This window comes from Vogesella sp. EB, from assembly GCF_001037925.1.
Classification (GTDB): Bacteria; Pseudomonadota; Gammaproteobacteria; order Burkholderiales; family Chromobacteriaceae; genus Vogesella; species Vogesella indigofera.
Map to the genome: position 1 here is coordinate 1 of NZ_LFDT01000016.1, position 12281 is coordinate 12281.

The 12281-nt window shown below is 63.3% G+C and carries 13 protein-coding genes; 9 read left to right on the top strand and 4 right to left on the bottom strand.

Features of this window, described 5'->3' with window-relative positions:
* A partial coding sequence (locus tag ACG97_RS10480) for a heavy metal translocating P-type ATPase (RefSeq protein WP_047967312.1) occupies positions 1-1562 on the top strand: 1562 nt, incomplete at its 5' end.
* Entirely contained in the window at positions 1559-2020 is a 462-nt protein-coding gene (locus ACG97_RS10485) for an isoprenylcysteine carboxylmethyltransferase family protein (protein WP_047967313.1), read from the top strand. The genes ACG97_RS10480 and ACG97_RS10485, both read left to right, overlap by 4 nt.
* On the opposite strand, the gene ACG97_RS10490 is transcribed toward ACG97_RS10485, so the two are convergent.
* Both ACG97_RS10490 and ACG97_RS10495 read right to left on the bottom strand, forming a co-directional pair.
* Positions 2004-2579: a putative metalloprotease CJM1_0395 family protein gene (locus ACG97_RS10490; RefSeq protein WP_053068141.1), complete on the bottom strand. Its 576-nt coding sequence runs from the start codon at positions 2577-2579 to the stop codon at positions 2004-2006. The two genes, ACG97_RS10485 and ACG97_RS10490, sit on opposite strands and share 17 nt — an antisense overlap.
* A gap of 114 nt (positions 2580-2693) precedes the next feature.
* Entirely contained in the window at positions 2694-4466 is a 1773-nt protein-coding gene (locus tag ACG97_RS10495; protein ID WP_047967314.1) for an ABC transporter ATP-binding protein, read from the bottom strand.
* Between the two features lie 79 nt (positions 4467-4545).
* Here ACG97_RS10495 and ACG97_RS10500 point away from each other — a divergent pair, with 79 nt between their 5' ends.
* From ACG97_RS10500 to ACG97_RS10510, 3 genes are all read left to right on the top strand, one after another.
* Positions 4546-5028 (top strand): acyl-CoA thioesterase, encoded by a 483-nt coding sequence (locus ACG97_RS10500; RefSeq protein WP_047967315.1) that lies wholly within the window; start codon positions 4546-4548, stop codon positions 5026-5028.
* Positions 5025-5471 carry a GNAT family N-acetyltransferase gene (locus ACG97_RS10505; protein ID WP_047967316.1) on the top strand — a complete coding sequence of 149 codons (447 nt, stop codon included), beginning with the start codon at positions 5025-5027 and terminating at the stop codon, positions 5469-5471. Before ACG97_RS10500 ends, ACG97_RS10505 begins: the two co-directional genes overlap by 4 nt.
* Before the next feature lie 235 nt (positions 5472-5706).
* On the top strand, positions 5707-6531 hold the full coding sequence (locus ACG97_RS10510; protein ID WP_082133725.1) for a ScpA family protein: 825 nt from the start codon (positions 5707-5709) through the stop codon (positions 6529-6531).
* Positions 6532-6649: 118 nt separating this feature from the next.
* Here ACG97_RS10510 and ACG97_RS17270 read toward each other — a convergent pair whose 3' ends face one another.
* Positions 6650-8218, bottom strand: a complete 1569-nt coding sequence (locus tag ACG97_RS17270) for a DUF262 domain-containing protein (protein ID WP_082133726.1) — start codon at positions 8216-8218, stop codon at positions 6650-6652.
* Between the two features lie 416 nt (positions 8219-8634).
* Between ACG97_RS17270 and ACG97_RS10515 the strand changes: the two genes are divergently transcribed.
* From ACG97_RS10515 to greB, 4 genes are all read left to right on the top strand, one after another.
* A complete protein-coding gene (locus ACG97_RS10515; protein WP_047967317.1) occupies positions 8635-8955 on the top strand; it encodes a YnfA family protein in 321 nt (106 codons plus the stop codon).
* A 77-nt stretch (positions 8956-9032) separates the two neighbouring features.
* Positions 9033-9656: an SMC-Scp complex subunit ScpB gene (scpB, locus tag ACG97_RS10520; RefSeq protein WP_047967318.1), complete on the top strand. Its 624-nt coding sequence runs from the start codon at positions 9033-9035 to the stop codon at positions 9654-9656.
* Positions 9657-9853: 197 nt separating this feature from the next.
* A complete protein-coding gene (locus tag ACG97_RS17850) occupies positions 9854-11086 on the top strand; it encodes a pseudouridine synthase (protein ID WP_369793040.1) in 1233 nt (410 codons plus the stop codon).
* A gap of 66 nt (positions 11087-11152) precedes the next feature.
* On the top strand, positions 11153-11710 hold the full coding sequence (greB, locus tag ACG97_RS10530) for a transcription elongation factor GreB (RefSeq protein ID WP_047967319.1): 558 nt from the start codon (positions 11153-11155) through the stop codon (positions 11708-11710).
* Positions 11711-11756: 46 nt separating this feature from the next.
* Here the strand turns inward: greB and ACG97_RS10535 are convergent, their stop codons facing one another.
* The gene (locus ACG97_RS10535) at positions 11757-12230 is read right to left on the bottom strand and encodes a MarR family winged helix-turn-helix transcriptional regulator (protein WP_238377314.1); all 474 of its coding nucleotides are present in this window, start codon (positions 12228-12230) and stop codon (positions 11757-11759) included.
* Positions 12231-12281 lie beyond the last annotated feature (51 nt).

Below are 12281 nucleotides of genomic sequence, written 5' to 3' on the forward strand. Positions count from 1 at the left end.
TGGCGCTGCGGCCGGAAACCGCCTGGGTTGAGCACGGTGACAGCTGGCAGGAAGTGCCGGTGGCGGCGGTCAAGGTTGGCCGCATCGTGCGCGTGCGCCCCGGCGAGCGGGTGCCGCTGGACGGCGAGATCAGCGCCGGCCACAGTCAGTTCAACGAGGCGCCGATCACCGGCGAGAGCCTGCCGCTGGACAAGGGGCCGGGCGACGCGGTGTTTGCCGGCGCCATCAACGGCGGCGCGCTGGTGCAGCTGCGCGTCACCGCGCCGGCCGACGGCAGCGTGCTGGCGCGCATCATCCGCAGCGTGCGCGAGGCGCAGGCCGGCAAGGCGCCGACGCAGCGCTTTATCGACCGCTTTGCCGCGCGCTACACGCCGCTGGTGGTGGCGCTGGCCGTGCTGCTGGCGGTGGCGCTGCCGATGCTGGGGCTGCTGGGCTGGCAGGCGGCGCTGTACAAGGCGCTGGTGCTGCTGGTGATCGCCTGCCCCTGCGCGCTGGTGATCGCCACCCCGGTGACGCTGGTGTCGGCACTGGCCGCCGCCGCGCGCCACGGCATGCTGATCAAGGGCGGCGCCGCGCTGGAAGCCGCCGCGCGCATCCGCACCGTGGCACTGGACAAGACCGGCACCCTCACCAGCGGCACGGTGGCGGTGACGCGTGTCGAGCCGCTGGCCGACGGCCACGACGAGGCGACGGTGCTGGCGCTGGCGGCGGCACTGGAGCAGCACTCCACCCATCCGCTGGCGCGCGCGGTGTGCCGGCGTGCGACTGCGGCCAACGTTGATGCCGCCGCGCTGCACGGCGCGGTGACGGAACTGCCGGGGCAGGGCATGCTGGGCCGTGCCGGCGGCCGGCAACTGGCACTGGGCAATCGCCGGCTGGCGCTGGCGCAGGGCGTGGCGGCGGCGCAACTGGACGCGCTGCTGGCGCCGCTGGAAGCACAGGGCGAGGGCTATCTGCTGTTGCTGGCCGATGGTGCGCTGCTGGCGCTGCTGCACGTCAACGACACGCTGCGGCCGCAGGCAGAACCCACCATTGCTGCGCTGCAGGCGCAGGGGCTGCGCGTGCTGATGCTGTCCGGCGACCAGCCGGCGGTGGTGCGCCGCGTCGCTGCCGAGTTGAAGCTGGACGAGGCGCACGGCGGCCTGTTGCCGGATGACAAGCTGCAAAGCTTGGCCGCAGCGCAGCGCGAGGACGCGGTGGCGATGGTCGGCGATGGCGTCAACGATGCGCCGGCGCTGGCGCAGGCGGATCTCGGCATCGCGATGGGCGCGGCCGGTTCCGACACTGCGCTGGAGACGGCGCAGGTGGCGCTGATGGACGACCGCCTCGACAAGCTGCCGCTGCTGTTTGCCCACGCGCGGCGCAGCATGGCGGTGCTGCGCGCCAATATCGTGATCGCGCTGGCTATCAAGCTGCTGTTCTTCGTGCTGGCGCTGGCCGGGGTCGCCACGCTGTGGATGGCGGTGTTCGCCGATGTCGGCGCCAGCCTGCTGGTGATCGGCAACGGCCTGCGCCTGGCGCGGGCGCGGCTGGGCGATGAACAGGGAAAGGAGACAACATGATGCGCTGGCTGGAGTGCCGTATCCCGCCGCCGCTGGTGGGGCTTGCGTGTGCCGCGCTGATGGCGGCGCTGACGTGGTGGCGTGGTGGCTGGCCGCCGGCGGCGGCGGTGTCGTGGCCGCTCTGGCTGTTGCTGGCGCTGGCCGTGCTGCTGGAAGGCAGCGCGGTGCTGGCTTTCGTGCGCCAGCACACCACCGTCAATCCGCTAACGCCGCAAAACAGCTCGGCGCTGGTGGTCAGCGGTTTCTATCGTGTCAGCCGCAATCCGATGTATCTGGGCATGCTGTGCCTGTTGCTGGCCTGGGCGTGGTGGCTGCAGCAGTGGCCGGCGCTGCTGGGGCCGCTGCTGTTCGTGCTGTGGCTGAACCGTTTCCAGATCGCGCCGGAGGAGCGGGCGCTGGCAACCCGCTTTGGCGAGGACTATGCCGCCTATTGCCGCCGCGTCAGGCGCTGGTGCTGAGCAGCAGCCCGCTGGGCAGTGGCTCGTCGGCACGGTAGGCGCGTTGCAGCCGGGCCTGTTGCACACTGCCACTGCTGGCGGCATCGCTTGCCCGCAGTTGCTGCTCGGCCTGCTGCGCCATGCGGGCGGCCTGCTGTGCGACGGCGAGATCCTGTGCCGACGGCTGCGCCGGTGCCAGTGCCGCGTTGCGGATGGTGCGCGCCTTGTCCAGCGTCTGCTGCGGGGTGCGCCCGGGGCTGACCTCGATGCTGACTTCGCCAGCGACGGCGTAGCGCTGGCCGTCCGGCCCGGTCTGGTACTGGTAGCTGGCGCCGCCGCGCGCCAGCCCGCCGCTGGCGGCCAGATGCGCCTGCTCGTGGCGGCGGACCTCGTCGTCGCGCTGTTGCAGCCGGCTGAGCTGCTGCTGTTCGGCGCGGCTTAAGGACTCGCCGGCGCGGTTGCGGCCAACGTTGGCCGCAACGGTCGCAGTCTGGCGCTGGCAGGCCGGGCACGGGCAACCCGCCGCGTGGCGGGAGAGGCTGCTTGCCGCGTAAGGGGTGCCGGAGCCGGAGATGTCCATGAGCGCTGCCCGCCAGACGGATACCGGCTTGCAGTATAGAAAACAGCCCGGCGACATGCCGGGCTGTTGTCATGGAAATGGCTGCCGGATCAATGGCTTGCCGTGCACGGCGGCTTACGCAACCTTGTCGGCGCTGCGCTCGCCGGTCTGCAGCCGCCACAGCGCGGCGTAGCTGCCATCCTGCGCCAGCAGCGTGTCGTGGGTGCCGGATTCGATCAGGCGGCCGTGCTCCATCACGTGGATGCAGTGCGCGTGGCGCACGGTGGACAGGCGATGCGCGATCACCACCGTGGTGCGGCCGCGCGACACCACGTCCAGCGAGCGCTGGATGGCGGCTTCGGTCTCGTTGTCCACCGCGCTGGTGGCCTCGTCGAGGATCAGGATCTTTGGGTCTTTCAGGATCGCGCGCGCCAGCGCCAGCCGCTGGCGCTGGCCGCCGGACAGCTTCTGGCCGCGTTCGCCGATCGGGGTGTCGTAGCCCTGGGGCAGGCGCGCGATGAACTCGTGCGCCTCGGCGGCGCGCGCGGCGGCGACGATGGCGTCGCGGCCAACTTCGGGCATGCCGTAGGAGATGTTGTCCGCCACGCTGCCGTCGGTGAGGAACACGTCCTGGCTGACGTAGCCGATGGCGCGGCGCAGGTCGGTCAGCGCCAGCTGGCGGATGTCCTGGCCGTCGAGGCGGATCTCGCCGTGCTGCGCGTCGTAGAAGCGCAGCAGCAGCTTGACCAGCGTGCTCTTGCCGGAGCCGGTGGCGCCGACAAAGGCCACCGTGCGCCCCGGCGGGATGGTCAGCGAGATGTCGTGCAGCACGGTGAGATCACCATAGCCGAACGACAGGTGGCTGAAGCTGAGCTGGCCGCTGACGCTGTCGTGCGGCAGCGCACGGCCGTGGTAGTCGATGGACAGCGGCGCCTGCAGGATGTCCAGCACGCGGTCGATGGCGGTCATCGAGCGCTGGTACAGGTCGGCGATGTCGGCGAGGCCGGTCAGCGGCCATAGCAGGCGCTGGGTCAGGAAGACCAGCACCGAATAGCTGCCGACGCCGATGGCGCCGGTGAGCGCCAGGTGGCCGCCGTACACCAGCGTCACCACGAAGCCGGACAGGATCGCCATGCGGATCACCGGGATGATGGCCGACGACAGGCGGATGGCGGCGGCGTTGGTGGCGCGGTAGTGCTCGCTGGCGTCGCGGATGTGCGCCGCCTCGAACGCCTCGGCGGTAAACGCCTTGATGGTGGCGACGCCGAGCAGGTTGTTGTTGAGACGGCCGCTGATCACCGCCGCCGCCTCGCGCACCGCGGCGTAGCGCGGCGCGATGCGCTTCTGGAACCAGAAGGTGCCGTACAGGATCAGCGGGATCGGCGCCAGCGCGATCACCGCCAGCGTCGGCGCCAGATAGAAGAACACCGCGCTGACCATCACCGTCGAGCACAGCACCTGGATGATGCTGTTGGCGCCGCCGTTGAGGAAGCGTTCCAGCTGGTTGATGTCGTCGTTGAGCACCGACATCAGCTTGCCGGTGCTCTTGTCCTCGAAGTAGGACAGCGGCAGCTTCTGCACGTGCTGGTAGGCATCCAGCCGCAGGTCGTGCTGCAGGTTCTGCGCCAGATTGCGCCAGCGCAGCTGGTACAGGTACTCGAACAGCGATTCGCCGCCCCAGATCAGCACCGTTAGCAGGCCCAGCCACAGCAGCTGGGTGAAGGCATCGGTCACCCCCAGCGCCGCCAGGAACGACGCGTCGCGGTTGACCACCACGTCCACCGCTACGCCGATCAGCACCTCGGGCAGGATGTCGAAGAACTTGTTGACCACGGAAAAACTGCTGGCCAGGTAGACGTCGCGGCGATATCGCCGCGCGTACTGGAACAATCGGGACAGGGATGACATGATGGCGACAGCACAAACAAGAGGGCGGGCAACGATTGTACGCTGCCGTGCCACAAAAATGCATAAAGGATAGGAAGCAATGCTTGAACACACTGTAAACCAGCGCGAACTCACCATGTCGGTGCTGATGACGCCGGATATGGCCAATTTTTCCGGCAACGTGCACGGCGGCGTGCTGCTGAAACTGCTGGACCAGGTCGCCTACGCCTGTGCCAGCCGCTACGCCGGCTGCTACGTGGTCACGCTGTCGGTCGACCAGGTGCTGTTCAAGCAGCCTATCCACGTCGGCGAGATGGTGACCTTCCTCGCCAGCGTCAACCACGTTGGCCGCACCTCGATGGAGGTCGGCATCAAGGTGATCGCCGAGGACATCCAGAAGCGCAGCGTGCGCCACACCAACAGCTGCTACTTCACCATGGTGGCGTTCGACAACGGCAAGGCGATGCCGGTGCCGGCGCTGTCGCTGGACAGCGATACCCACAAGAAGCGCTTCCGCGAGGCGGAAATCCGCAAGAAGATGCGCATGGAAGCGGAACAGCACATGCAGGCCGCCGCGCAGTGACTCACGGCGGCGCGCTGCAGCCCTTGCTGGCCGGCGAGCAGCAGGCCGCCTACGCGCTGTACCGCGACGCGATGATGGCCGGGCTGCGCCGCATCGCACGCTGGGACGAGGCGCTGCAACGGCAGCGCTTCGCCGCCAGCCATCAGGCGGCGTCGCTGTTCTGGTTCCAGGAAGGCGGCGCCAACCGCGCGCTGCTCAGCCTGCGCCGTGACGATGCCGGCCTGATCGTGGACCTGCTGGTGGTGCCGCCGGCGCAGCAGCGCAGCGGTTGCGGCCGGCGTGCGATGCGACTGGTGCAGGCACTGTGCCACCCCGGCGAGCAGGTGCGGCTGAGCTGCCTGCGCCGCGACCGCCGCGTGCGCGCCTTCTATGCCGCGCTCGGCTACCGCATCGAGCACGCCGGCGCCGATTTCCTCGAACTGGTGTGGCAGGCTCCGGCCTGAGAACCTGTTCAAAGTCTCGCGCGCTCACGCGAGACAAGGCGAAAATGGCTGAGGAAGCGGCGTTGAGCTGGATATAAACAAGCATGCCGAAGCCGTTTTCAACTCCGTATCGCCCCATTGAGATCAGTCGCAGCAGACATTGAACCGGTTCTGAACCGTTGCGGCCAACCTTGTTCCGCTCGCACGCCGCTGGCCGTACAATGCCCCCCTTGCCGCCCACCCGTTTCCCCCGACCATGACCGAACCGCTTGCCGACTTCCAGCTTTCCGCGCCCGAACTGCCGCCGGCCCTGCCGATTGCGCACGTGTTCGGCCAGCCGGTACTGGAAATCCCGCAGGACCTGTTCATCCCGCCCGACGCGCTGCAGGTGATCCTGGACAGCTTCGAAGGCCCGCTTGACCTGCTGCTGTATCTGATCCGCAAGCAGAACCTCGACGTGCTCAACATCCCGATGGCCGACGTCACCGCGCAGTACATGGGCTATGTCGAGGTGATGAAGGCCGGCCAGTTCGAGCTGGCGGCGGAATACCTGCTGATGGCGGCGCTGCTGATCGAGATCAAGTCGCGGCTGCTGTTGCCGCGGCCGCCGGTGGAAGGCGAGGACGATCCGGACGACCCGCGCGCCGAGCTGGTGCGCCGGCTGCTGGAGTACGAACAGATGAAGCTGGCGGCGCTGGCGCTGGACAAGCTGCCGCAGGCCGACCGCGACTTCGCCTGGCTGGCGGTGCTGGTGGAACAGTCGGCCGAGCAGCGGCTGCCGGAAGTCAGCGCACTGGACCTGCGCCAGGCGTGGTTGTCCATCCTGTCGCGCGCCAAACACAACCGCCACCACAAGGTGAAGCAGGACGAGCTGTCGGTGCGCGAGCAGATGAGCTGGATCGTGCGCTACCTCGACGGCCGCGATTATGTGGCGTTCGAGGAGCTGTTCGACATCGGCAAGGGTGTCGCCCACCTGGTGGTCAACTTCATCGCCGTGCTGGAGCTGGTGAAGGAGGGCATGGTCAGGGTCAGCCAGGACGAGCCGTACCAGCCTATCTATGTGCGGTTGGCGTTGGTGTAGGGGATGTGGGGGACGATACTGTCGGTGATTGACTAACGTAAAGCTCACCCAAGCTGTGCGGCATTATCGCGCAGCGCCCAGCAGCCGAAAGAAGCGAGGCTGGGCGCCACGTTATGTATTAGTTTTTCACTGACTGGTTACAGTATGGGTGTGTTAGGTGGCAATTTGTGGCATGGCCAAGACCACCTTCACGTGCACGCACAATATGGTCGTAAGAAACTGATTTCTCGGTATCTAAATAACCATTGCAAATTGGACACTTAATCGCTGAGCTGAGTGCTGTATTGATGAATGCCTCACTTTTCACATCGTCAGAAAAATTCTTTGATGAATCAAAACTGCTTCCGACAATAATTTTTCCTTCTAGCCCTGATATCGCGACAAGCTCTAAATCAGATGGGGTTTTTCCATCGCTAAGATTTTTGATGAGCTTGTCCAGGAAGTCAGCGTGTTTGTCAACCCTTTTGGGGCTTACATGTTTTTGTAAAATTGTTGCAACTAAATCCTTTTTGTTTGCAAGAATTTCTTCAAGTTTTGATCGAATTTCTGTAAATTTCTGAAAAAACGTTGGGTCGTTATTGGCTAGTTTACGCCCGATAAGAGTCATTGTTCCCATGAACATAGGACCTGAGTGACGTCCAGTAGGGCCATAAAAATATACGGCGGGATGGAGGCCTAAGCTTCCGTTATCATTGCCTGTTACTCTTTTAACGAGGGCTAATGTTTTTCTCAATACGGCGATTGTTTCTGTACCATCGGTATCGTCGTCGGTATCATATATGCCTTTTGGAATGCCTTGTTGGTTCCTAGTGGCAATTAGGGCTAAATCGATCAAAGCTTGGAGAGCAGTTCTCACACCTTTAGGTCCACCAAGCGGAAGATCTAGGGTCTTGATTGGTCGTTTTATTTCTGGGTCGAATAAAACTGAATGAAGTGCCTTTGCGTACTCTTCAATTTGAGATGCGACATTTTTCTCAAATGAAGACCAATATCTATGTCCTTTTCCTGCTCTAATTATCGCACGGGCAGCAATAGAAATTGGCTTCTTTCTGCTTTTGAGTAACAATTCTTCGATGTCATCTAGGGGCGTTCCTTTTGTGTTTATTTTGAAGAATGAGCTTTCTGCTTTGTCAGCGTCACCTTTTACCCATTGAATGGGTAGTCCACGGGTAATAAGTGCATTGATTTTTTTGCGTTCGTTTGGGTCTAAATTCTCATCTTCTGTTTTCGCGAGATAGTGCTGCCAACTACCTATTCTTTTGTTGACTAAGGTACGTACTTTTTCAGCATTTCTCTTTTGCTCGTCAGAAATTTGGTAACCGAAGAAGGGCTGTGAGGTTGGGCCGTCACCATAGTCATCATCTATCCATGCTTTTAGAGCACTTAGACGGTGGCCGCCATCAATTACGAAAAGGTAAGTGGGTGATTGCCATAGAATCACCGATGGAATTAGGTCGCCGTTTACGAAGCACTCCAGCAGGGAAACAACTTGTTCGGGAGACCAGTGATTTGTTTCCCTTTGGAAATCTGGCTTTCGTAGACTTGGCCCAATCAAACCTCCCTTCGTGAAGTCTCTAAGTGATATTGTCGATACATTCTCAAAAGACGATGGTTCTGCATCTGAAGTTGCAAAATCCTCTCTTTTTATCATTGCATCTAGATTTACAAGATTTGATCTGAGGGCCATATATTATCTTCAGGAAAATATGAGTACGAAGGGTGAAATGTACACACGCCAAGTTCGTCTAATGGCGCATCATCATGCGGATTTCCCCGCTTTATTAAGACGGTAGGGCGTAGCCTCCCCCTCAAGTGCAAAGGGGGCTACCACCTGACCGTACCATCCACATGCCTAGTGTGCAGACGATGGTACTGGCAAATGCCATATGGGCAAAATAATTTGACCGGCTGGTTTGTCTGGCATCAAGCCTTGCGGCCAACCTTTTGGCATTCGAGCAGCCCGACACGCCATCCACCCATACGCTGTGGCATCATGCCAGCCCCCGCAAGCGACGTTCGCCGGCAAGCAAGGTTGGCCGCAAGCCCCAGCGCCATGCCGGCCATCGCACCCGAAATAAACACCCCATCAGTAAAGGAAACCCCATGCACACTTTCGGCCTGTTCGTGCTGACGGCGCTGGCCGAGATCGTCGGCTGCTATCTGCCGTGGCTGTGGCTGAAAAAAGGTGGCTCGCCGTGGCTGCTGCTGCCGGCGGCGGTCAGTCTCGCGCTGTTCGCCTGGTTGCTGACGCTGCATCCGGACGCGTCGGGGCGTATCTACGCCGCCTACGGCGGGGTGTATGTCAGCGTGGCGCTGGTGTGGCTGTGGGCGGTGGATGGCGTGCGGCCAAGCTTGTGGGATGTGGCCGGTGTCGGGCTGTGTCTGGCCGGCATGGCGGTGATCATGCTGGCGCCGCGCTCGTGAATAAATGCGCGGTTTGGCAAAAAATCGTGTAAAATCCGCACCTTCCGTTCTGTTGTGCCCGTTGTTCCGGGGCTGTCATGTCGACCATTACCGACCTTAATTATCTCAAGATCGTGCTGGAAACCGCGCTGTTGACGGCGCAGGAGCCGCTCACCGTCGGCCAGCTGAAAAAGCTGTTCACCGAAGAGGTGAAGGCGGCGCTGATCAATGACATCCTCGACGAGATCCGGCAGAACTGGAAGGGCAGGGGCGTGGAGCTGGTCAAGCTCGCCTCCGGCTGGCGCTTTCGGGCGCGCGCCGAGTTCACCCCCTACCTTGCGCGACTGACGCCGGAAAAACCGCCGCGTTATTCGCGTGCCGTGATGGAAACACTGGCCATCATTGCCTATAAACAGCCGGTCACCCGCGGGGATATCGAATCCATCCGCGGCGTGTCGGTGTCGACCAGTGTGATGCAGACCCTGCTGGAGCGGGGCTGGATCGAAGTGATCGGGCATAAAGACGTGCCCGGCCGTCCTGGGCTGTACGCCAGCACCCACAAGTTTCTCGATGATCTGGGTTTCAACACCCTGCGTGACCTGCCGCCGCTGGCGGAGCTGGGCACGCTGGTGTTGCCGGAGCAGCTTGCGGCGAACGTGGATGAGGACGGTGAAGTGCCCCTCGCTGATGAGGCGCCCCAAAATACTGAACAGGAATCATGATGTCTAAAGGACAACGCAATCACGCGCGCCAACCCGTCGCCCGCGTCCGTGGCCAGGAATCCGGCCAATCCCGCAACCCGTCCAGCGATCGCCCGGCCTTCGGCGGCAAACCGCTGCAGCCCAAGGCCCCGGCCAGCTTCAACCCGCGCAGCACGCCTGCTGCGGCACCAAGCGGCAAGCCGCTGCCGAAAACCGTGATGAAAACCCGTCGTGACGGTAGCACTTACCCGGCTGATGCCCGCAACGTGGCACCGGCCGCGCAGAGCCGCCGTGACACAACCGCATCCAATCCCGATGGCCGCCGCGCACCGGCTACCAGCCGTCGTGACGGCAAGCCGCTGGATCCGGATACCCGTCCGGCCACCCGCCGCGATGGCCAGGCCTTCCACCAGGATGACCGCCGCAATGCCGGCCGTGGCGAAGCCGCGTTCAAGCACGAGCGCCAGTTCGGCAACAAGAATTTCGCGGTTCCGGGCGGCGCACCGTCGCCGGATGGCCGTGGCAGCAACGAATTCGGCAAGGCGCGCCGCGAGGCGCCGGCGGTGAAGGTACCGCGCGCCAAGAAACTGGCGCTGCGCGCGCCGAAGCAGGAAATCGCCGAGCGTTCTGCCCGCCTGCGCGAAACCCGCGTCGACTACAGCAATATCGAGCCGGTGCGGCTGCAGAAGGCGCTGGCCGCCTCCGGCGTCGGTTCGCGTCGCGAGATGGAAGAGTGGATCGAGGCCGGTTTCATCACCGTCAACGGCAAGAAGGCGGCGCTGGGCGACAAGGTCGGTCCGCAGGACCGCGTGACCGCCAAGGGCAACCCGATCAAGCTGAAGTGGGCCGACCGCCTGCCGCGCGTGATCATGTACCACAAGCAGGAAGGTGAGATCGTGTCGCGTGACGATCCGGGTGGCCGTGTCACCGTGTTCGACCGCCTGCCGCAGGCCAAGTCCAGCCGCTGGGTGGCGATCGGCCGTCTCGACGTCAACACTTCCGGTCTGCTGCTGGTGACCACCAGTGGCGAGCTGGCCAACCGCATGATGCACCCGAGCTTCGAGTTCGACCGTGAGTACGCGGTGCGCGTGCTGGGCGAGCTGACCCGCGAGCAGATGAAGGAAATGACCGCCGGCATCGAACTGGAAGACGGCACCGCCCACTTCCAGCGCATCAGCGAGCAGGGCGGTGCCGACGAGGGTGCCAACCGCTGGTACAAGGTGGTGATCCGCGAAGGCCGTAACCGCGAAGTGCGCCGCATGTTCGAGCACTTCGGCATTACCGTCAGCCGCCTGATCCGTGTCCGTTTCGGCAATATCGGCTTGCCACCACGCCTCAAGCGCGGTCAGTATTACGAGCTGAACGAAGCCGAAGTGGCGGCGGTGATGAAGTGGGCCGGGCTGACCTCCACCGGTCAGATCAAGGTACGCGGCGGCGACGCGGCCAAGTAAGCCTGTTGTCGACCATCAACGCCTCCTGCTCCGGCCGGGGGCGTTTTTTATTCCGGGATCTCCATCATGAGCAAAGCCTTTACCCGCGAGCAGGACGACGAGCACGACGACGAGCTGCCGGCGGAACAGCGGCTGCCGGTCGCGAGCAAGAACTACATCACGCCGGCCGGCTGGTACCGCCTGCGCGAGGAGCTGAACCAGCTGGTGAAGCACGAGCGTCCGCACATGACGCAGGTGGTGAACTGGGCGGCCAGCAACGGCGACCGCTCGGAGAACGGCGACTACCTGTACGGCAAGCGCCGCCTGCGCGAGATCGACCGCCGCATCCGTTTCCTTACCAAGCGGCTGGAAATCGCCGAGGTGGTCGATCCGGAGCTGCGCGAGGCCACCGACCAGGTGTTCTTCTCGGCCACGGTGCTGATCCAGCGCGGTGACGGCAAAGAGCAGTTGCTGCGCATCGTCGGCGTCGACGAGATTGATCTGGCGCGCGGCCACATCAGCTGGATTTCGCCGATTGCGCGCACGCTGATCAAGGCGCGCGAGGGCGACACGGTGTTCTTCCGTGGCCCGGACGGCGAGGAGGAAATCGAGATTCTGGAGGTGCGCTACGAGCGCATAGCCTGAGTATCGGGGAGGGCACCGTTGCGGCCAACGTTGGCCGCATGGCGAGTTAGCTGCGCGGAATGTCGGACTTGCTGAGCAGGCTCATCGCCTGGTTGACCTTGAGCCAGCCTTCGGTGGCGTCCTGGCCGGCCTCGGCAAACGCCTGCATCAGCAGGCGCGCCTGTTCGCGGTGCAGCGCCTCTTCCAGCTTGCGGCCTTCCTCGGTCAGGCGCAGCTCCTTCACCCGCTTGTCGTGGCTGGCGGTGTCGGTGGCGATCAGCCCCATCTCGATCAGCTGCCGCAGCGGGATGTTGATCGCCTGTTTGGTGACATCGAGACAGGCCAGCAGGTCCTTGATCGACAGCGCGGGATACAGTGCCACGAAGAACAGGATGCGGTGATGCACCCGCGCCAGGCCGCGCCGCGCCAGCATTTCGTCCGGCTTGTCGGTAAAGGCCTGGTAGGCATGAAAAAACGCCTTCATGGCGTCGCGCAAAACAAAGGAATCTGGCAAGGAAATCATGGTTGACGTAAAGGTCATTAAGCGTTAAGTTGGTCAAACAATTTGACTAATAAAAACCTGTCTTCCAGA